This window comes from Devosia sp. A16, from assembly GCF_001402915.1.
Taxonomy (GTDB): Bacteria; Pseudomonadota; Alphaproteobacteria; order Rhizobiales; family Devosiaceae; genus Devosia_A.
The window spans coordinates 4,429,924-4,450,339 of record NZ_CP012945.1; the positions used below are offsets into that span (position 1 = coordinate 4,429,924).

Sequence of the window (20,416 nt, forward strand, 5' to 3'; positions counted from 1 at the left end):
TGCGGGAGCCTTTGCATGACCTACCTTGGCGACATGGGCCTGTTGTCACTCGGCAGCCAGCTCAAGGCCGTCAGCGATCAGCTCTACGCCATGGCCGACGAGGTCTATGCCCGGCATGGCATCGCCCTGCAGGGCCGATGGTTTCCGATTCTGCGGCTGCTGCACGACCGCGGCCCGATGATGGTGGGCGAGATTGCTGCGGCGGTGGGGCAGACCCATTCGGCCATCAGCCAGTTGACCACGCGATTGGTCCGCGACGGTTGGGTGAGCACGGCGAGCGACGCCGGCGATCGCCGGACGCGACGACTGACGCTGACCGCCAGGGCAGAGGCAGCGCTGCAGGCGGCCAAGCCGCTGTGGCGGGCGATGCGGGATGGGCTGGAGGAGCGGGTACGCAGTGCCGGCCTCGATCCGGAAACATTGCTGGCGGGGCTCGAGCAGATGGCGGCGCCCGGGCTTGCCGACAATATCGCGGCGAAAGCGCGTGAGCAGCAACAGGAGATAGTGCGCATCGTACCGCTGAATCCGGAACTGCGCACCCACTTCTATCGGCTCAACGCCATCTGGCTGGAACACTACTTTGAGCTGGAACCCTACGACATCGAGGTGATGTCGAACCCCGAGGCGATCGTCGAGCACGGCGGCGCAGTGCTGTTCGCGCAGCTCGGCGACACCGTCGTCGGCACCTGTGCGCTCAAGCAGCACGCCCCCGGCGAATATGAGCTCACCAAGATGGGCGTGGATCCCGCCTCGCGCGGCTTCGGCATCGGCCGCAAGCTGATCGAGGCCGCAATCGGCGAGTTCGAGCGGCTGGGCGGCGGCCAGCTCTACCTCGAGACCAACAGCCGGCTCGAATCGGCGATCCATCTCTATGAGCGCACCGGCTTCGAGCACCAGCCGGCGGTTCGTGAGGGCTCGTCCTATGGCCGCGCCAATGTCTACATGATCTGGCGTGGTCGCGCGGCGGTGGCGGCCTGATCAACTGCCCAGAGTGACTTCGCCGCGGGCCAGCATGGCCAGCGCCTCGGGATAGGCGCGGTGTTCCTCGATGAGGATACGGGCGGCGAGCGTGTCTTCGGTGTCGCCGGGAAGGATCGGCACACGGCGCTGCAGGATCGCCGGGCCCTCGTCAGTGCCCGCGGTGACGAAATGCACGGTGCAGCCGCTCTCGCTGTCGCCCGCATCGAGCGCCTGTTGCTGCGGGTGCAGTCCCTTGTGCAGGGGCAGCAGCGAAGGATGGATGTTGATCATCCGGCCCTGCCATTTCTGCGTGAATTCCGGTGTGAACAGGCGCATGAAGCCGGCCAGCGCGATGATGTCGGGGCGCCACAGTTTGAGTACGTCCGAAAGCGCGAGTTCGAATCCCGTGCGGCTCGGATAGTCCTTGTGCCAGCGCCAGGCCGTGGCGATGCCCTGTCCGGCGGCTGTCTGCAACCCCGCCGCATCGGGCTTGTTGGCGAACACGCCGACGATCTCGGCCGGATAGTCGGGCGCCCTGGCTGCTTCGATCAGCGCAGTCATGTTCGACCCGCGGCCCGAGATCAGGATGGCGACGCGCTTCTTGGGTTCAGTCACGGGGACGGGCCTTCACTGGAGGGTCGTAGAGGGCGAGTTCTTCGGCGGTCGGCCGCTCGAACGCGTGCGAAGCATTTTCTAGCATGGCCCGGTCGATCGGCGGTGATTCCCGACCGCGGCGGGTGACACGGTCGAGGAGCACGTCGATTGGGGCATCCATATGGACGAGCTCGACCGCCGCGCCCAGCGCGCGAGCGGCCTCGCGCAGCGCATCGCGCTCGGAGCGCGCCCAGGTGCCCCACTCTATGATCGCCGTACCGCCAAGCGACAGCAGGTTTTGCGCCTGCTGCCATTGCAATTGCTCGATGCCGGCCCGCTTGGCCTCGTCCCTCAGGTTGATCCCGAGCGTATCCATCCAGTCATCCGGCGAATAGCGGACGCCGGCGTGGCGTTGCGCCAGGTCGGTGGCGACCGTGGTCTTGCCCGCACCGGGCAATCCGCAGACGATGATCAGTCGGCCGCGGCGCTCGGTCATCAGAGCGCGAGCGCGCCTTCGAAGGTCACCGGCTCGCCGGCCCGTGGCCTGAGTTCACCGACGATGGCAGCGGTTTCGCCTGCCGATGCAAGGTGTTCCACCAGTTTGCTCGCGTCTTGCTTCGAGACGGCGCAGAGCATGCCCACGCCGCAGTTGAAGGTCCGCAGCATTTCGCGCTCGGTCATGCCGCCGACCCGCGCCAGCCAGCCGAACACCTTGGGAACGGTGATCTTGCCGAGCTCGATATGCGCCGACAGGTGGTCCGGCAGGACGCGCGGAATGTTGTCGATGAAGCCGCCGCCGGTAATGTGCGCCAGCGCCTTGATGCCGATGCCGGCCTTCAGCGCTGACAACAGCGGCTTGACGTAGATGCGCGTCGGGATCAGCAAGGCGTCGCTCAGCGACTTGCCCGGTTCGAACGGCGCCGGCAGGTACCAGTCGATGCCGGAGACCTCGACGATCTTGCGCACCAGCGAGTAGCCGTTGGAATGCACGCCCGACGAGGCAATGGCGACGAGCACGTCGCCCGCCTCGATATCGGTGCGCGGCAGCAGCATGCCGCGTTCGGCGGCGCCGACGGCGAAGCCGGCGAGGTCGTAGTCCTTGCCGTGATACATTCCCGGCATCTCGGCGGTCTCGCCGCCGATGAGCGCGCAACCGGCGATCCTGCAGCCTTCGGCGATGCCCTCGACGATGGCGGCGCCGGTGGCGACGTCGAGCTTGCCGGTGGCGAAATAGTCGAGGAAGAACAGCGGTTCGGCGCCCTGCACGATGATGTCGTTGACGCACATCGCCACGAGGTCGATGCCGATGCTGCCGTTATTGCCGGTCTCGATCGCAATCTTGAGCTTGGTGCCCACACCGTCGTTGGCAGCGACCAGGATCGGATCGGTGAAGCCGGCGGCCTTGAGGTCGAACAGACCGCCGAAGCCGCCGATCTCGGCGTCGGCGCCGGAGCGGCGGGTGGAGCGGACGGCGGGCTTGATGGCCTCGACAAGCGCGTTGCCTGCGTCTATGTCGACGCCGGCCTGCTTGTACGAGAGCCCGTTTGATGGCACGTTTTGCGCGTCGGACATAGGCTGTTCGCCAGATTTCAGGGGTAGCGGAATTGCCGAGCGCTGATAACCGCTCCACCTCAGTCACGCAAGAGACGCCCCGGACGTTGAGCCTAAGATATCAGGTGCTGATCTGGGCCGGACTGTTTGTCGCGGCCATCCTGCTGCTCTGGGTGTTCCGCTCGATCCTGTTGCCGTTCGTCGTCGGGCTCACCCTTGCCTACCTGCTCAACCCGCTGGTCAACTGGCTGCAGAAGCTTGGGATCGGGCGCTCCTGGGGCTCGATGCTGGTGCTGCTGCTGGTGCTGGTGCTGCTGCTTGGCCTGTTGCTGGCCCTGGTGCCGTTGCTGGCGGTGCAGGTTGGCGGCCTCGTTGCCGGTCTTCCCGGTTATGTGAGCGATCTGCAGGACCTGTTGCGGCAATGGGCGCCGCAATTCACCGAGTGGCTGGGGCCGGAACGGACCGCGCAACTCGAAGGCAGCCTCACTGACCTGATCGGCCGCGGCGTCGAGTTCGCCGGCATCATCACCGCGACGCTGGCGCAGAGTGGGCTGACGGTGATCAACACTATCGCCGTGCTGTTCATCACGCCGGTGGTGGCCTTCTACCTCTTGGTCGACTGGGAAGGCATGGTCAAGAAAGTCGATGACCTGCTGCCGCGCCGCTATCGCGGCGAGATTCGCGGTGTCCTGGGCGATATCGATGCCGCCATGGCCGGCGTGATCCGCGGTCAGGGCTCGGTGATCCTGGTGCTGTGCGTCTATTACTGCACGGCGCTGACACTCGCGGGGCTCAACTACGGCCTTGCCATCGGCCTCATCGGCGGGCTGTTGAGCTTCGTGCCGTATGTCGGGTTTCTTGTCGGCTTCGCGCTGTCGATGACCGTGGCGCTGGTGCAGTTCTGGCCCGACCAGTGGGTCTTCGTCCTGATCGTCCTGATGATCTACATCGTCGGCCAGTTCCTCGAGGGCAATATCCTCTATCCCAAGCTGGTCGGGCAGAGCATCAACATCAACCCGGTCTGGCTGATGTTCGCACTGTTTGCCTTCGCATTGCTGTTCGGCTTCGTCGGCCTGCTGCTGGCCGTGCCGCTGGCGGCGATCTCCGGCGTGCTGACCCGCTATGCGCTGACCAAATACCAGCAATCGAGCCTCTATCTCGGCCCGGAGGACGCGCCGGCGGTATCCCCGGCGCCCGAGCCGGCAGCAACCAGGCCGGCGCGGAAGTCGCGCACTCCGGCGGAGAAATGACCCTGCCGGACTCTGTCGCGCCGCGACCTGGACAACTGGCGCTCGATCTTGGCCACGAGGCCTCGCATGCCGAGGACGATTTCATCGTCGGCGAGGGTAATCGGCTGGCACACGCGCATGTCCTGGCCTTTCCCCATTGGCCCGCACCGCTCACGCTGATCGAGGGGCCTCCAAGCTCGGGCAAGTCGCATCTGGCGCGCATCTGGGCCGAGCGGGCCGGGGCAGGGCAGGCGGCTCCTGACAGCGCCGAGGCGCTGTCGCGGCAGGGCGGCACGCAGCCTCTGGTGGTGGAGGATGCCGATCGGGCGGGCTATGCCGAGGCAGAGCTGTTTCACCTGCTCAACCAGTCGATGCGCGATCGTCGCCCGCTCTTGCTCACAGCGCGTCAGCCCGTTGCAAACTGGCCGTTTGCGACCGATGATCTGAAATCGCGGGCTCGACTCGCGGCGCATTTCACCGTGTCACTGAGCGACGACATTCAATTGTCACAGATGTTCGTGAAGTTATTCGCTGACCGCCAGGTGGCGGTCGAACCCAGGATCATCGCTTATCTGGTGGCGCGCATGGAACGATCGTCGGAAGAGGCGGTTGCCCTTGCCGCGATGATGGATCGCATGGCGCTGGAGCGTGGCTCAGCCATCACGCGTGCCATCGCCGGCGAAGCGCTCAGGCAGCGGAGCGCGGCGCGCGATGACCGACAGCTGGCCCTCGACCTCGGAGCCGACGACGATGAATGAGATGAGCGAAATCGCGGAACAGCCGGAGGCCGAGGCGCCCGACGTGATCGAGCTGCGCCAGAGCCCGGCGCGCTTCGTCAACCGTGAGGTCAGCTGGCTGCAGTTCAACATGCGGGTGCTGGAGGAGGCGGGGAACGTCAATCATCCGCTGCTCGAGCGGCTGCGCTTCGTGTCGATCTCGGCCAACAACCTCGACGAGTTCTTCATGGTGCGGGTGGCGGGGCTCAAGGGTCAGCTGCGCGCCGGCCTCACCAAGCAGAGCGCCGACGGCCTGTCGCCGGCCGAGCAGCTCGAGGAGATCGCGACGCTTGCCCAGCACCTGCACCTCGAACAGCAGGATCACTGGCAACAGCTGCGCGAAGAACTGTTCGCCAAGGACGTGGTGATCCACGAGGCCGACGACTTGACCCCGGAGCAGGTGAAATACCTGCAGAAACTGTTCCGCGAAGAGATCTTCCCGGTGCTGACGCCGATCGCGGTCGATCCGGCGCACCCGTTCCCGTTCATCCCCAATCTCGGTTTCACCCTCGCTTTCGAGATGGTGCGCGAGGGGACGACCCAGACGCTGACCGCCCTGGTGCGCGTGCCCTCCAACCTCGATCGCTTCGTCAGGCTGCCCAATGAACTGACGGCGCCGAACCGGGTCGAGGTGGTGACCATCGACACGCTGATCAACCGCTTCATCGACAAGATGTTTCCCGGCTACCAGGTATCGGGCTCGGGCGCTTTCCGCATCATTCGCGACAGCGAAATCGAAATCGACGACGAAGCCGCCGACCTGGTGGTGGAGTTCGAATCCGCCCTGCGCCAGCGGCGTCGCGGCATGGTGATCCGCCTCGAGATCGAAAAGAAGATGCCGCGCGCCCTGCGCCGTCATATCTCCGAACGGCTTGGGGTCGGCGCCAGCGACACCTTCGAGGTCGAGGGCTTCCTCGGCCTCGCCGATGCCTCGAAGATATGCGACGTCGATCGGCCCGATCTGAAGTTCGCGCCTTACCTGCCGCGCTTCCCCGAGCGCATTCGCGACTACAATGGCGATATCTTTGCCGCCATTCGTGCCAAGGACCTCTTGGTCCACCACCCGTTCGAGAGCTTTGACGTGGTGGCGCAGTTCCTGATGCAGGCGGCGCGCGATCCGGACGTGGTCGCCATCAAGCAGACGCTCTATCGCACGTCTCGCGACAGCCCGATCGTCAAGGCGCTGGTGCAGGCTGCGGAGGCCGGGAAGTCGGTGACGGCGCTGGTCGAGCTGAAGGCGCGTTTCGACGAGGAAGCCAATATCCGCTGGGCTCGGGACCTTGAGCGCGCCGGCGCCCAGGTGGTGTTCGGCTTCATTGAGTTGAAGACCCACGCCAAGATGAGCCAGGTGGTGCGGCGCGAGGGCGGCAAGCTGGTCAGCTACTGCCACCTGGGCACCGGCAACTACCACCCGATCACCGCCAAGATCTACACCGACCTCAGTTACTTCACCACCGAGCCGTCGATCACCCGCGACGTGGCGCGCGTCTTCAACTTCATCACCGGCTACGCGCGTCCCGCCGAGATGGAGGCGATCGCTTTTTCGCCCGTGACGCTGCGCCAGACGCTGCTCGATCATATCGCCCGCGAGGTCGAGTTCGCCGAGCGGAACGAGCCGGCCAACATCTGGCTGAAGATGAATGCGCTGGTCGATCCCGAGATCATCGATGCGCTTTACGACGCGAGCCGCAAGGGCGTGAAGATCGAGTTGATCGTGCGCGGCATCTGCTGTCTCAGGCCCGGCATCCCCGGCTTCTCGGACAATATCCGGGTGAAGTCGGTGGTCGGCCGTTTCCTCGAGCACAGCCGCATTTTCTGCTTCGGGCAGGGGGCGCCGCTGCCCTCGCGACGGGCCAAGATCTACATGAGCTCCGCCGACATCATGCAGCGTAACCTCGACTGGCGCGTCGAGGTGATGGTGCCCATCCTCAATACCACCGTGCACGAGCAGATCCTCGATCGCACCATGGTAGCGTATCTGAAAGACAACCAGCAGAGCTGGGAGGTGCTTCCCGACGGCAGTTCCGATAGGATAAAGCCGGCGGAGGGCGAGGAGCCCTACAACGCGCACGATTACTTTATGACCCACGCCAGCCTCTCGGGCCGCGGCACCGCACTCAAACGCGACAACGAAGAGAGAAGCCAGTGAACCAATACTGGGGCGTCGACGCCGACCCCACCGCGCAAGGGCGCCTGAAGGGCGCGCGGCCTGTTGCCGTGCTCGATATCGGCTCCAATTCGGTGCGCCTTGTGGTCTACGAGCGCCACGCCCGCTCGCTGACCCCGCTCTACAACGAGAAGACCGCCTGCGCCCTCGGGCGCGGCCTCGCCCAGACCGGCAAGATCGCTTACGAGAACATCGACCGCGCGCTGACCGCCATCCAGCGCTTCGCGCTGGTGTCGAAGCTGATGCGGGTCGGCACCACGCATATCCTTGCGACCTCGGCCGTGCGCGAGGCGTCCAATTCCAAGGCGTTCGTCGACGCGGTCGAGGAGATCATGGGCGCCAAGGTCACGGTGCTGTCGGGTGCCGAGGAGGCGCATTTCGCGGCGCTTGGCGCGCTCTCCGGCATGCCCGGGTTCGACGGCGTGGTCGGCGACCTCGGCGGCGGCAGCCTCGAACTCTCCTCGATTGCGGGCGGGACCGATTCCACTGGCGAGACGCACGAGCTCGGCGTCATCCGGCTGCAGGACGATTCCGGCGTTTCGCCGAGCAAGGCGCAGGCGCTCGCCGGCAAGCGGCTGAAGAAGTCCAGGCTGCTGGGCGGCGCGGGCGGTAGCTTCTGCGCCATAGGCGGCACCTGGCGATCGCTTGCCAAAGTACACCAGGTGCTACGCGATTACCCGCTGCACATGGTGCAGAACTACGCGATCAAGGCCGCCGACATGCTGAAGCTGTGCGAGGACATCGTCGCGGCGACCGCCACCGGCAAGCCCTATGCCGGTTCCGAACATGTCAGTTCCGGCCGTCGCGACCTCGTGCCCTATGGTGCGGCGGTGATGATCGAAGTGCTCAAGGCCGGCAAGTTCGAGACCGTCGTGTTCTCGGCGCTCGGCGTGCGCGAGGGCTATCTTTATGGCCTGCTCGACGACACCGAGCGCGCCGTCGACCCGCTGATGCAGATGGCCGAGCAGATGAGCGTACTGCGCTCACGCTCGCCGGCACATGCCGAGGACCTGATCGATTTCACCGCCGAACTGCTGACCACCATCGGCATCACCGAGACGGCCGAGGAGACGCGGCTGCGCAAAGTCGCCTGCTACCTCGCCGATATCGGCTGGCGCGGCCATCCCGACTATCGCGGCGAGCAGGCGGTGGACATGGTGGCGTACGGTTCGGCCACCGGCGTCGATCATGCTGGGCGCGCCTTCCTCGCCGAGGTGCTGGCGGTCCGCTATATGGGGCTGAAGCAGAAATCGATGAGCCAGAGCCTCCTGGCGCTCTCCGGCCCGACGATGAGCGCCCGCGCGAGACTGCTGGGGGCGGCGTTCCGGGTCGCCTATCCGATGTCGGCCGCCATGCCCGGCGTGCTGCCGCGCGTCGGCTTTGTCATCGACAAGGGGATCCTGAAACTGCATTTGCCGGCGGACCTGGCGTTCCTCGACGGCGAGCACCTGCGCGGCCGGCTGGATCAACTGGCCGGCGTGGTTGGGATCAAGCTCACGGACGTGGTGGCGGGGTAGGCGCTCGGCCTTACTCCTCGTCGTCGTCGTCGATGATCTCGATCTCGATGACGCCACTCTTGCTGGCCGCAAGGCCGAGCTTACCGTGCTTGATGGCAAGCGCCTTGTCGCCGAACAGCTTGCGGCGCCAACCCTTCAGCGCCGGCACGTCCGCCTCGTCGTCCAGCACCAACGCGTCGATATCGTCGGAGGTGGCGATGATGCGTGAGGCGACGCCATTATCCTCGGCTACCGACTTCAGCAGAACCCGCAGCAGGTCGCCGACGGCGCCCTTGGGCGACGGACCGCGATGGCGGTCGGGCAGCTTGGGCAGGTCGGCCTTGCCCAAGGCTTCGACGTCCTTGAGGATCGAGATGATCTCGGCGGCGGCCGATGAGCGGCCATAGCCGCGCTGCACGGCGCGCAGCTTGTCGAAGCTCTCCGGGTTGAGGGGACGCTGCATGGCCAGTTCGATCAGTGCGTCGTCCTTGAGGATACGGCTGCGCGGCTGGTCGGTGTCCTGCGCGCGTTGCTCCCGCCAAGCGGCGAGCGCCTTGAGCGCTGCGACATCGCGCGGCTTGGCGAGCCGGGCTTTGAGCCGCTCCCAGGCATGTTCGGGCTGCACCACATAGGTGTGGATCGACTCGAGCACCGCCAGCTCGTCCTCCACCCAGTCCCAGCGGCCGGTATCGTCGACCTGCTTGACCAGCGCAGCGTAGACGTCGCGCAGGTGGGTCACGTCGGCGAGGGCGTAGGTCTTCTGTTTCTCCGACAGCGGGCGGGCCGACCAGTCGGTGAAGCGGGAGGATTTGTCGAGCTCGACCTTGGCGATCGAGCGCACCAGGTTGTCGTAGCTGATGCTGTCGCCGAAGCCGCACACCGAGGCGGCGATCTGCGTGTCGAAGATGTTGGCCGGCACCTTGCCGGTGAGCTTGACGAAAATCTCGATGTCCTGGCGCGCCGCGTGGAAGACCTTGCGGACCTTGTCGTTGGCCAGCAGTTCGAAGAACGGCGACAGGTCGAGGCCGGGGGCGAGCGGATCGATCAGCACCGCTTCGTCGCTCGTGGCTGCCTGCAGCAGGCACAGCTTCGGCCAGTAGGTCGTTTCGCGCAGGAACTCGGTATCGACCGTCACGAAATCATAACCGGCGGCGCGCTTCGAAAAGGCGGCGAGCACGTCGGTCGAAGTGATGAGCTCCATCAAGACTCTTTCGTCACAAGGCTTTTGACCTTGAATAACAGTGGGGGACGCGAATGGCGAGCAAAGAGTGGCGAATAAGTCACTGTCGATCGGCGCGCGTTTCCGCCGATCGGATGTTTCGGCTGGCCTGCACCGGGTCGGGTCAACTTGACAATTGCGCCCTCGCATGCGCTTGTCCGGCCCCGGAATCCGCCTGCCTCAGAGACAAGAGATGAGTGAAATGCACCGCTATCGCACCCACACCTGCGCCGCCCTTCGTCAGGGTGACGTGGGCAATAATGTGCGGCTCAGTGGCTGGGTGCATCGCGTCCGCGATCACGGCGGCCTGCTGTTCATCGACCTGCGCGACCACTACGGCCTGACTCAGCTGGTGATCGACCCCGATTCCAAGGCGTTCAAGCTGGCCGAGACCGTGCGGTCGGAATGGGTGATCCGCGTCGACGGAGAGGTGAAGCAGCGCACGCCCGAGACGGTCAACGCCAAGCAGCCGACCGGTGAAGTCGAAGTGTTCATCCGCGAGCTCGAGGTCCTGAGCGAGGCCACTGAGCTGCCGCTGCCGGTATTCGCGGAGCCGGACTATCCTGAGGATATCCGTCTCAAGTACCGCTTCCTCGACCTGCGGCGCGAAACCCTGCACGCCAACATCGTCAAGCGCACCAAGGTGATCTCGTCGATGCGCCGCCGCATGGGCGATATCGGCTTTGCCGAGTACTCGACGCCGATCCTCACCGCATCGTCGCCGGAAGGTGCGCGCGACTTCCTGGTGCCGAGCCGCATCCATCCTGGCAAGTTCTTCGCCCTGCCGCAGGCCCCGCAGCAGTACAAGCAACTGCTGATGGTGGCCGGCTTCGATCGCTACTTCCAGATCGCTCCGTGCTTCCGCGACGAAGACCCGCGGGCCGACCGTCTGCCGGGCGAGTTCTATCAGCTCGACCTCGAGATGAGCTTCGTCACCCAGGAGGAAATCTGGGACACCATGCAGCCCGTCATCACCGGGTTGTTCGAAGAGTTCGCCGATGGCAAGCCGGTGACGAAGGAGTGGCCGCGCATCCCGTACGATACGGCCGTCCGCAAGTACGGCTCCGACAAGCCGGACCTGCGCAACCCGATCGAGATGCAGGACGTCACCGAGCACTTCCGTGGCTCCGGCTTCGGCGTGTTCGCCAACCAGATCGCCAGCGACCCCAAGGTGGAAGTCTGGGCAATTCCGGCCAGGACCGGTGGCAGCCGTGCCTTCTGCGACCGCATGAACGCCTGGGCCCAGGGCCAGGGCCAGCCGGGTCTCGGCTACATCTTCTTCAAGGATGGCGCCGGCTCGGGCCCGGTTGCCAAGAACATCGGCGAAGAGCGCACCGCGGCGATCCGCACCCAACTCGGGCTTGCCGATGGCGATGCGGTGTTCTTCGTGCTCGGCCGTCCCGACAAGATGTACAAGTTCGCCGGCGAAGCGCGGGTGAAGATCGGTCTCGATCTCAACCTGACCGAGCTCGATCAGTTCAAGCTGTGCTGGATCGTCGACTTCCCGTTCTACGAATGGAGCGAGGAAGAAAAGCGCCTCGACTTCGCCCATAACCCCTTCTCGATGCCGCAGGGCGGGATCGAGGCGCTGAACAGCCAGGATCCGCTGACCATCAAGGCGTTCCAGTATGACGCGGTGTGCAACGGCTTCGAGATCGCCTCGGGCTCGATCCGCAATCAGCTGCCCGAGACCATGGTCAAGGCGTTCGAGCTGACCGGCAAGTCGCGCGCCGAGGTCGAGGAGCAGTTCGGCGGCCTCTATCGCGCCTTCCAGTACGGGGCTCCGCCGCATGGCGGCGCTGCCTTCGGCATCGATCGCATCGTCATGCTGCTCTGCGGCGCGCAGAACCTGCGCGAAATCACGCTGTTCCCGATGAACCAGCAGGCCGAAGACCTGCTGATGGGCGCCCCGAGCCCGGCCGAGCCCAAGCAACTGCGCGAGCTGCACGTGCGCGTCATCGCCGACACGAAGTGAATGAAGGGCGCCCGCGGGGCGCCCTTTCTCGTTCCGGGCGGGGCAACACCTGAAACTGAGGTTCCCGCTTTCGCGGGAATGACTCCGTGCGTCGACGCAGGTTCGCCGTTGCAGCTTATCGGCCCCAAACACCGGGTCATTCCCGCGAAAGCGGGGAACCTCCGTTTTGCAATGGCAGCTGCCAAGCACCGCCCCATTCCGGCACGGTTGGCCGATCATTGTTAACACTCTCTTAAAGTCCGCCCGCTAGGCATTTGTTGCCTATCTCCGTCGGGGGCGGATTCGCTTGAAGTCCAGGTATGCCCATGTGCTGATGCTGCTCGCGGCCATCGCCGCGTTCCTGCCGGTCATGGCTGTGGATTTCGTGCTCGATTCCTACGTCCGGGTGCGCGAGCGGGCGCTGCTGCAGCAATCGGCCGACGGAGTGGCGGGCAGGGTGCAGGCGACCGCCTACGAGGCCATTTCCTCGCTGCGCCGCATCCTCGCCGACAGCCCGTCGCTCTGCACGCCCAGCTTCATTGCCAATGTCCACCGGCAGATGGAGCAGAGCCTCTATCTCAAGCAGGTGCTCGTCGAGAATGCCGACGGAGTGCAGTACTGCGATGCTCTAGGCAAGGACGTGAAATACTCGCCGCTGTCGCATCCGTTGTCGGTGCCCAACCAGACCGAGACCATCGAGGTGGCGAAATACGCCGATCTTCGCATGCCGGTACTGAAGGTGACGCAGGCGTTCGGCACGACGCGGAAAGTGTCGGCGTTCGTGCCGATCCTCGCGGCCGAACCCGACAGCCTGCTCAGCGGCCTGAAGCCCACTTCGATGGTGCGGGTGGCGCTGACCGATGGCGCCGAGATCGTCGCCGTGGGCGATCCCAAGGCCTATGACGGGCGGGGCAATGTCGAATACGTCACCGCCGAGAGCTTTGCCGGCGAGCTGCCGATCCGGGTGACGGCGGCGGTGCCGTTCGCCATCTTGCGGGCCGACTATGGCGATCTCGACGCGAGCTTCACCGTCGTCGCGGCGCTGATGTGCGGCGCCTTTCTGATCCTCGCGCTGCAATATGTGAGGCGCTCCGACCTGCCGGCTTTCGACCTCGAGCGGGCGATCGCGGCGGGCGAACTGAAGCCCTACTACCAGCCGGTGATCAACCTCAGGACCGGTGCGCTGGCCGGCTGCGAGGTGCTGTGCCGCTGGGAGAAGAAGAACGGCGAAGTGGTGCCGCCCGGCGCCTTCATCGACTATGCCGAGGTGACTGGCCTGGCGCTGCCGATGACCGTGAGTCTGATGCAGCAGGTGAAGGCCGATCTCGGCGGGCTGTGCGCCGACATGCCGGACATCAAGATCTCGATCAACCTGTTCGAGGGGCACTTTCGCGACGGCAACGTCGTCGACGACGTGCACACCATCTTCGCCAACTCTGCCATCGGCTTCCGCCAGCTGGTGTTCGAGATCACCGAACGCAAGCCGCTGGAGAAGATGGCGCAGGCGCAGAGCGTCATTGCCGGGTTGCACGCGCTCGGGTGCCGGCTCGCCATGGACGACGCGGGAACCGGGCACTCGAACCTCGCTTATCTGCAGACGCTGGGGGTCGACGTGGTGAAGATCGACCGGGTCTTTGTCGACATGATCAAGCCTGAGGGGGCGCCGGTGCCGGTGCTGGACGGGCTCATTGCCATGGCGCGGGACCTCGGGACCGAGATCGTCGCCGAGGGTGTCGAGACCGAGGCTCAGGCGCTGTACCTGAGGGCGCGTGGGGTAGTGCAGGCCCAGGGCTACCTGTTCGCCCCGGCGCTGAAGGCGGGAGCTTTCCGCGACCTGGCGCGGGCGCTGAATGCCCCGGTCGTGCTGCCGGGGCTGCCGCAGGTAAGCGCTGCCTAGCGATCTTGGCGCCTCGTGCGGAGTCGTTCCCGCGAAAGCCGCCTTTTCATCGCCCGCGTTTAGTGGCACTCCATCCTGAGTTTCCGGAGGGGTATTGATGTCTGCCGACGTGACCGAACAGAAGAAAGCGCTGCGTGAAGCGGCGCTGCATTTCCACCAGTTCCCCAAGCCCGGAAAGCTCGAGATTCAGGCCACCAAGCCGCTGGGCAACCAGCGCGACCTGTCGCTCGCCTATTCGCCCGGGGTCGCCGCGCCCTGCGAGGAAATCGCCGCCGATCCCGATGCCGTGACCAGGTACACCTCGCGCGGCAACCTGGTGGCGGTGATTTCGAACGGCACCGCGGTGCTTGGCCTCGGCAATATTGGGGCGCTGGCATCCAAGCCGGTGATGGAAGGCAAGGCCGTTCTGTTCAAGAAATTTGCCGGCATCGATGTGTTCGACATCGAGGTCGACGAGACCGATCCGCTCAAGTTCATCGAAGTGGTGCGGCCGCTCGAGCCGACCTTCGGTGGCATCAATCTCGAGGACATCAAGGCTCCCGAGTGCTTCGCCATAGAGGAAGCGTTGCGCGAGCGCATGAAGATTCCGGTGTTCCATGACGATCAGCATGGGACCGCGATCATCGTCGGCGCCGCGGTGCTGAACGGGCTCGAGCTCAGTGGCAAGAAGATCGAGGACGTGAAGATCTGCACGTCGGGGGCAGGGGCGGCGGCCATCGCCTGCCTCAACATCCTCGTTGCCCTCGGAGCAAAGCTCGAGAACATCTGGGTGGCCGACAAGGACGGTCTGCTGACCGACAAGCGCGACGACGTCAACGACAAGTGGCGCGGTCGCTTCTGCCGGCAGTCGAACGCGACCACGCTGGCCGAAGTGATCGATGGAGCCGATATCTTCCTCGGTCTTTCGGCCGCCGGCGCGTTGAAGCCTGAGATGCTCGAGAAGATGGGCCCGAGCCCGTTGATCCTGGCACTGGCCAACCCCAACCCGGAAATCATGCCCGAAGTGGCCAAGGAAATCCGGCCCGATGCGATGGTCTGCACCGGGCGCTCGGACTATCCCAACCAGGTCAACAACGTCCTCTGCTTCCCCTTCATCTTCCGCGGCGCGCTCGACGTCGGCGCCACCACCATCAACGAGGAAATGAAGCTCGCGGCGGCCCAGGCCATCGCCAAGCTGGCGCATGATCCTGGGCTCGAAGTGTCGCCCTCGGGCCAGCCGGCGGTCTACGGCCCCGACCACATCATCCCGAACCCGTTCGATCAGCGGCTGATCCTCCGCATCGCGCCCGCCGTGGCACGGGCGGCGATGGAAAGCGGGGTGGCCAAGCGCCCGATCACCGACTTCCAGGCCTATCACGACAGCCTCAACCGCTTCGTCTTCCGCTCCGGCCTGGTGATGAAGCCGGTGATCGACAAGGTGATCGGGCAGCAGAAGCGCGTGGCCTTCGCCGACGGCGAAGACGAGCGCGTGCTGCGGGCAGCGCAGGTGATGATCGAGGACCGCATGGCGCAGCCGATCCTGATCGGCCGCCCGCAGGTGATCGAGAGCCGGCTGCAGCGCTTCGGGCTGACCATCAAGCCGGGACGCGACTTCGAGGTGGTGAACCCTGAAGACGATCCGCGCTATCGCGACTATGTGGAGCTGTTCCACTCGCTGGTCGGCCGCAACGGCGTGACCCCCGACATCGCGCGCACGATCGTGCGCACCAACACCACGGTGATCGCGGCGCTGTCGGTCAAGCGCGGCGATGCCGACGCCATGCTCTGCGGCTTCCAGGGTCGCTTCATCAAGCACGTGCGCGATATCCGTTCGATCATCGGCCTGCAGGACGGGGTGAAGGATGTTTCGGCGCTGTCGATGCTGATCATGCCGCGCGGCGTCTTCTTCCTCGCCGACACCTACGTCAACATGGACCCGACCCCGGACGAGCTCGTGGCGATCGCGCTGCAGGCGCGCGACCACCTCAAGCGCTTCAACATCGAGGCCCGGGCCGCGCTGCTCAGTTACTCGAACTTCGGCTCGCGCGACGGCGATACCGCCTTCAAGATGCGGGAGGCCTATCAGAAGCTGAAGGCTGTGGCGCCGGGGATGATTATCGAAGGCGAGATGCAGGGTGACCTGGCGCTCAATGAGGATCTGCGCAGCCGCTACATCCCGGACTCGGTGCTGAAGGGCGAGGCCAATCTGCTGCTGTTTCCGAACCTCGACAGCGCCAACCTGTCGATGACGCTGCTCAAGGAAATGAACAACGCGCTCGCCGTCGGCCCGATCCTGATGGGACCGCGCGCCCCGGCCCACATCCTTGCCCCCTCGACCACCAGCCGCGGAATCGTCAATATGACGGCAATTGCCGCCAGCGAAGCGGTAGCATTGGGGGAGAGGATCTGATGATCCGGCACACTGTCATATTCAACTTGAAGCACGCCCACGGCTCGCTGATGGAGAAGGCCTTTCTCCGGGACGCCTTGGTGCTCAAGGAAATCCCGGGCGTGAAGAAGTTCGAGCAGTTGCGACAGGTCTCGAAGAAGAACGATTACGAGTTCGGCTTCTCGATGGAGTTCGCCGACCAGGCTGCTTACACGGCCTACAATGAGCACCCCAAGCACGTGAAGTTCGTGAAAGAGCGCTGGGACCGCGAGGTCGAGAAGTTCCTGGAGATCGACTACGTGCCGGTGTGAGGGACTAGTCGCTCCTCAGCCACGGGTCCAATTCGCCGACTTCTTCGATACTTGCCAGCAACTCCGGCAACGAGTCTTGGGCGACCAGCCAGATCGTTGGGAGATCGAGCGTTGTGTAGTCATGGACAATCCGATTGCGGAGTCCGCGGATTTCCTTCCATGGTCAACCAGGGTGCGCGGCGACAAACTCGGGGGAGCGCCTTTCGATTCGGTTTGTCGCTTCACCGATGATGATCAAGCACATCGCGCACGCCATCTGCCGCACCTTGTCGCTCAGAAAGTCCTCTTTGGTGATTGCCGCTAACAAACGAGATCGCCTCTGCGGCGGCCTGTTTCATATTGTCGAGATCGAGCGCGATGCGTTCGTCAATCACACTGGTTGCGCCTCCGCCAGCACCTTGTCGCGAATGAAACGATGAAGGCCGGTTGACGTTATGACATCTACCGGAACACCGAGCGCCTGCTCCAAATCACTTTGCAGCCCGGTCAAGTCGAACAGGCTCGTGTCCGGCAGAACGTCGACGACAATGTCTATGTCGCTGCCTTCCTTGTCCGATCCATGCAGTACGGAGCCAAAGACGCGAGGATTTGCCACGCGGTAGCGCGCGGCGACCTCGCGGATCAATCCCCGGTTCTTCTCAAATACCTTGGACGGGCGCATCTCGATCTCGTCACTAGAGGATAGGGTACGCCTGCCTGATTGCAATACCGCTACTGGAACGCCGTCTCCGCAAAGCTCCGAAGCTTCCGCGAATGCAGCCGCTCCGGCGGCTGGTCGCGCAAAATCTCCATGGCCCTGAGCCCGATCTGGAAATGGCGGTTTACCTGCGTGCGGTAGAAGTCCGACGCCATGCCCGGGAGCTTCAGTTCGCCGTGCAGCGGCTTGTCGGAAACGCAGAGCAGCGTGCCGTACGGCACGCGGAAGCGGAAGCCGTTGGCGGCGATAGTGGCCGATTCCATGTCGAGCGCCACGGCGCGCGATTGCGATAGCTGCCGGGTGATCTCGGCCTGGTCGCGCAACTCCCAGTTGCGGTTGTCGAAGGTCGCGACCGTGCCGGTGCGCATGATGCGTTTGGTCTCGATCCCTTCGAGATGGGTGATCTCGGCCACGGCCTTTTCGAGCGCCACCTGCACTTCGGCCAGCGCCGGGATCGGCACCGTCACCGGCAGGTCGGCGTCGAGCACATGGTCCTCGCGAAGGTATGCATGGGCGAGCACATAGTCGCCCAGTTCCTGTGAGTTCCTGAGGCCCGCGCAATGGCCGAGCATGATCCAGGCATGCGGCCGCAGCACCGCGATGTGGTCGGTGATGGTCTTGGCGTTGGAGGGGCCGACGCCGATATTGACGATGGTGATGCCGCGGTTGCGCGGCATGGTGAGGTGCAGCGCCGGCATCTGCGGGATGCGCGTGGCGCGCAGCCCTGAGGTGCCGCCGCCGAGCCGTTGGTTGAGCGTTGCGAAGCCGCCGGGCTCGACGAAGCTGTCATACTCGGGATGACCTTCCAGCATGTAGCGCTCGGCCACGCGGGCGAACTCGTCCATGTAGAAGCCGTAGTTCGTGAAGATCACGAAGTTCTGGAAATGCTCGGCTTCGGTGCCGGTATAGTGGCTGAGCCGCTGCAACGAGTAGTCGACGCGCGGCGCGGTGAAATGCGCCAGCGGATAGGGGCCGCCCGGCGGCGGCACGAAGGTGCCGTTGGCGATCTCGTCGTCGGTATCCTGCAGGTCCGGCACATCGAACAGATCGCGCAACGGGATCGGCAGGGCGTTGATGGCCTCGCCGTCGATCCGCTCGGTCGAGGGAATGGCGAAATGCAGCGGGATACGGGTGGAGGATTCGCCGACCTCGATGGCGCCGCCGTGATTGCGAAGGATCACGTCGAACTGCTCGATCAGGTAGGTCTTGAACAGGTCGGGAGCGGTGATCGTGGTGCGGTAGATGCCCGGTGTGTGGAGGTAGCCGTAGGGCAGGGTGCTGTCGGTCTTGCCGTAGCTGCGTGAGGTGACCTGCACCTCGGGATAGAAAGCCCGCACCCGCCCCTTGGGCACGCGGCCGCGTGTCAGCCCCAGCAACTGCTCGCGAATGAACCCGGTATTGCGGTGGTAGATCTCGGCGACATAGGCCCAGGCTGCGTGGGGATCGGTGAAGGCCTTCTGCGGCAGCGCCGGCGGAGTGATGGTGTCCATGTTCTTCTCGTTGGCAAGGCGATGCGCAGCACGCCGGGCGATGCGCAGCACCGCTTGCAGCCCATCCTTAGAGTGTTTTCAGCAAAAGGTGCAGACTTTTCCGCCTCGAGGGCGCGGCCAGCTCGGACCAGGGAGCGCGCTGAGGCGCGAACCGGTGGGTGCTCCGGAAGGCGCATCACCTTACCGTCTGTTCATCTACTTCACCTTACGGTGAAGGTACTTTTCCTGACGCAAATGCATCCCATTTTAGGGGGGAGTTCACTGGACTACTGCAAACGACCCATGCACCGGTGAACGTAGGAGAAGTTGCCCGCCGCTGCCCCCAAGCCCTCAACAGTGCGGCCGGCGCTTCTCAGGGCCACGAACCAGAGATGGTTCGTGGCCCTCTTATTTTGGATCGATGACGGCGCGATGTCAGTCGGTGCGGCGAGCGGTGATCTGCACCGGCTTTTCGTTGCGAGCCGACGGGGTGTAGGTGCAACGCAGCGTCTGCAGCACCGGCAGGTCCGGCACGATGATGCGCGCGAGGAAAGCCGGCAGCAGGTTGCCGCCGCGGCAGGTCAGGCGGTCGGCGCTCCAGGCCACGCCGTTGCCGCACGAAGTGCGCTGCAGGTTGATATTGATGTCGCGGCCCTTGGCCGACCACTTCAGCCGCCCGTCGCAACGGACGCCGCCGCCGCGGACCGAATAGGTGCCGCGCTGTTCGAGGCAGAAGCTCATGCGATAGGGGCCATAGAGGCGCTGCTGCACCTGGTAGCAGCCGGTGAACAGGGCGCCCCCGGGTACGTCGGGTACGATGACCCTGGTGTTCATGTCCTGGGCGTAGGTCGGGCTCAGAACGGCCAGCACGACCAACAGGCCGGCGGCGATGCCGGCAAGGTATCGAATGACGCTCATCAGGCGTTCTCCCATTGCGTCGCCGGATTTCGGCGACCTCAGCGGCTCAAGGCTAACACCTTGAAACCGGAGGCAATATGACCGACGGACACGCGTTGCCTCAATGCTTACCGAAAGGTTCGCGTATCTACACGTAGGCTCGCGCAGCGCGGTGGTCGAGAATCCGCCCCTTTCGTAAACTGGCGCCGTCAAATCCGCTTCCGATGGCGGGAGGAGCGGGCTAAGGTCTTGGCCCGCCATGATGAGACGAAAAATGCGAGCATCTCTGCCGACCATCGCACTTCTGCTGGCCTGCGGCGCGACGCCTGCGACGGCGGTGGAAATGGTCGACTCGCTATTTCAGGTGACCTACCACTACGCCGGTGACGACGAAGCGCTGAATGACACCCTGGTGCCGTTGCTCCCCGACAATGCCTGCTACAACTGGTACGCCAGGTTGGCCGCGGGCGATGCGCCGGCCACGGCGACCGAAACCCTGACATTGCCGGTTGCCCTCGCCGACTGGGGCACCCTTGCCACCGACACCGAGGACGGCATCGAGATTTCCGCAGACGGCAAGGTGGCGACACGGACCTTCACCCCGGAACTCGACGCGGATGGCTGGTTCAGCCACAGCTGGTGTGTCGCCGCCGGCGATCCGGTCGGGGCGCACTCGATCGCCATTGCCGTCGACGGAAAGATCCTCGTCACCTACGATTTCCAGGTCGTCCTGCCCGAGGACTATCCCTGGCCCGCCATCACTCAGCCGCAGCCGCGCGAGCGCAGCGTCGACCACAGCTGGTGATCACTCGCCTGACCGAAACCTGAGGA

General features: G+C 64.8%; 18 protein-coding genes and 1 pseudogene. 10 read left to right on the forward strand and 9 right to left on the reverse strand.

All coding sequences use genetic code 11. The features are described from left to right. Window positions 1-15 precede the first annotated feature (15 nt). Window positions 16-978, forward strand: a complete 963-nt coding sequence (locus APS40_RS21275) for a bifunctional helix-turn-helix transcriptional regulator/GNAT family N-acetyltransferase (RefSeq protein ID WP_055048946.1) — start codon at window positions 16-18, stop codon at window positions 976-978. On the opposite strand, the gene purN is transcribed toward APS40_RS21275, so the two are convergent. The 3 genes from purN to purM are packed head-to-tail and all read right to left on the reverse strand — an operon-like array spanning window position 979 to window position 3,126. Next, a complete protein-coding gene (gene purN / locus APS40_RS21280) occupies window positions 979-1,575 on the reverse strand; it encodes a phosphoribosylglycinamide formyltransferase (protein ID WP_082434587.1) in 597 nt (198 codons plus the stop codon). After that, window positions 1,568-2,050, reverse strand: a complete 483-nt coding sequence (locus tag APS40_RS21285) for an AAA family ATPase (protein ID WP_055048947.1) — start codon at window positions 2,048-2,050, stop codon at window positions 1,568-1,570. The genes purN and APS40_RS21285 overlap by 8 nt, the downstream gene beginning before the upstream one ends. Continuing rightward, window positions 2,050-3,126 (reverse strand): phosphoribosylformylglycinamidine cyclo-ligase, encoded by a 1,077-nt coding sequence (gene purM / locus APS40_RS21290; RefSeq protein WP_055048948.1) that lies wholly within the window; start codon window positions 3,124-3,126, stop codon window positions 2,050-2,052. The genes APS40_RS21285 and purM overlap by 1 nt, the downstream gene beginning before the upstream one ends. Before the next feature lie 86 nt (window positions 3,127-3,212). Between purM and APS40_RS21295 the strand changes: the two genes are divergently transcribed. Genes APS40_RS21295 through APS40_RS21310 form a run of 4 tightly spaced genes read left to right on the forward strand, consistent with a single transcriptional unit; the run spans window position 3,213 to window position 8,794 of the window. Further along, the gene (locus APS40_RS21295; protein WP_082434588.1) at window positions 3,213-4,355 is read left to right on the forward strand and encodes an AI-2E family transporter; all 1,143 of its coding nucleotides are present in this window, start codon (window positions 3,213-3,215) and stop codon (window positions 4,353-4,355) included. Next, window positions 4,352-5,092, forward strand: coding sequence for a hypothetical protein (locus APS40_RS21300; RefSeq protein WP_055048949.1), 741 nt, complete (start codon window positions 4,352-4,354; stop codon window positions 5,090-5,092). Before APS40_RS21295 ends, APS40_RS21300 begins: the two co-directional genes overlap by 4 nt. Beyond that, window positions 5,046-7,259, forward strand: a complete 2,214-nt coding sequence (locus tag APS40_RS21305; protein WP_442855828.1) for an RNA degradosome polyphosphate kinase — start codon at window positions 5,046-5,048, stop codon at window positions 7,257-7,259. Before APS40_RS21300 ends, APS40_RS21305 begins: the two co-directional genes overlap by 47 nt. Continuing rightward, entirely contained in the window at window positions 7,256-8,794 is a 1,539-nt protein-coding gene (locus APS40_RS21310) for a Ppx/GppA phosphatase family protein (protein WP_055048950.1), read from the forward strand. The genes APS40_RS21305 and APS40_RS21310 overlap by 4 nt, the downstream gene beginning before the upstream one ends. A 10-nt stretch (window positions 8,795-8,804) precedes the next feature. Here the strand turns inward: APS40_RS21310 and rnd are convergent, their stop codons facing one another. Then, window positions 8,805-9,974 carry a ribonuclease D gene (gene rnd / locus APS40_RS21315; RefSeq protein WP_055048951.1) on the reverse strand — a complete coding sequence of 390 codons (1,170 nt, stop codon included), beginning with the start codon at window positions 9,972-9,974 and terminating at the stop codon, window positions 8,805-8,807. A gap of 220 nt (window positions 9,975-10,194) precedes the next feature. Between rnd and aspS the strand changes: the two genes are divergently transcribed. The 4 genes from aspS (at window position 10,195) to APS40_RS21335 (ending at window position 16,522) form a co-directional block, all read left to right on the forward strand. Continuing rightward, on the forward strand, window positions 10,195-11,967 hold the full coding sequence (gene aspS, locus APS40_RS21320) for an aspartate--tRNA ligase (protein WP_055048952.1): 1,773 nt from the start codon (window positions 10,195-10,197) through the stop codon (window positions 11,965-11,967). A gap of 286 nt (window positions 11,968-12,253) precedes the next feature. Beyond that, complete coding sequence (locus APS40_RS21325) at window positions 12,254-13,843, forward strand: EAL domain-containing protein (protein WP_055048953.1); 1,590 nt, start codon at window positions 12,254-12,256, stop codon at window positions 13,841-13,843. A gap of 97 nt (window positions 13,844-13,940) precedes the next feature. Next, a complete protein-coding gene (locus APS40_RS21330; RefSeq protein ID WP_055048954.1) occupies window positions 13,941-16,232 on the forward strand; it encodes an NADP-dependent malic enzyme in 2,292 nt (763 codons plus the stop codon). Then, entirely contained in the window at window positions 16,232-16,522 is a 291-nt protein-coding gene (locus APS40_RS21335) for a Dabb family protein (RefSeq protein WP_055048955.1), read from the forward strand. The genes APS40_RS21330 and APS40_RS21335 overlap by 1 nt, the downstream gene beginning before the upstream one ends. Window positions 16,523-16,526: 4 nt before the next feature. Here APS40_RS21335 and APS40_RS25645 read toward each other — a convergent pair. The 5 genes and pseudogenes from APS40_RS25645 to APS40_RS21350 form a co-directional block, all read right to left on the reverse strand. After that, a pseudogene (locus APS40_RS25645) lies at window positions 16,527-16,778 on the reverse strand (HepT-like ribonuclease domain-containing protein). Next, entirely contained in the window at window positions 16,744-16,896 is a 153-nt protein-coding gene (locus APS40_RS25235) for a hypothetical protein (protein ID WP_197279380.1), read from the reverse strand. The pseudogene APS40_RS25645 and the gene APS40_RS25235 overlap by 35 nt, the downstream one beginning before the upstream one ends. Beyond that, on the reverse strand, window positions 16,893-17,183 hold the full coding sequence (locus tag APS40_RS21340) for a nucleotidyltransferase family protein (protein ID WP_055048956.1): 291 nt from the start codon (window positions 17,181-17,183) through the stop codon (window positions 16,893-16,895). The genes APS40_RS25235 and APS40_RS21340 overlap by 4 nt, the downstream gene beginning before the upstream one ends. A gap of 50 nt (window positions 17,184-17,233) precedes the next feature. Continuing rightward, complete coding sequence (locus APS40_RS21345) at window positions 17,234-18,709, reverse strand: AMP nucleosidase (protein ID WP_055049773.1); 1,476 nt, start codon at window positions 18,707-18,709, stop codon at window positions 17,234-17,236. Window positions 18,710-19,123: 414 nt separating this feature from the next. Next, window positions 19,124-19,606: a hypothetical protein gene (locus APS40_RS21350; protein WP_055048957.1), complete on the reverse strand. Its 483-nt coding sequence runs from the start codon at window positions 19,604-19,606 to the stop codon at window positions 19,124-19,126. A gap of 253 nt (window positions 19,607-19,859) precedes the next feature. On the opposite strand from APS40_RS21350, the gene APS40_RS21355 reads away from it, so the two are divergent. Next, window positions 19,860-20,390, forward strand: coding sequence for a hypothetical protein (locus APS40_RS21355; protein WP_055048958.1), 531 nt, complete (start codon window positions 19,860-19,862; stop codon window positions 20,388-20,390). Window positions 20,391-20,416: the final 26 nt, after the last annotated feature.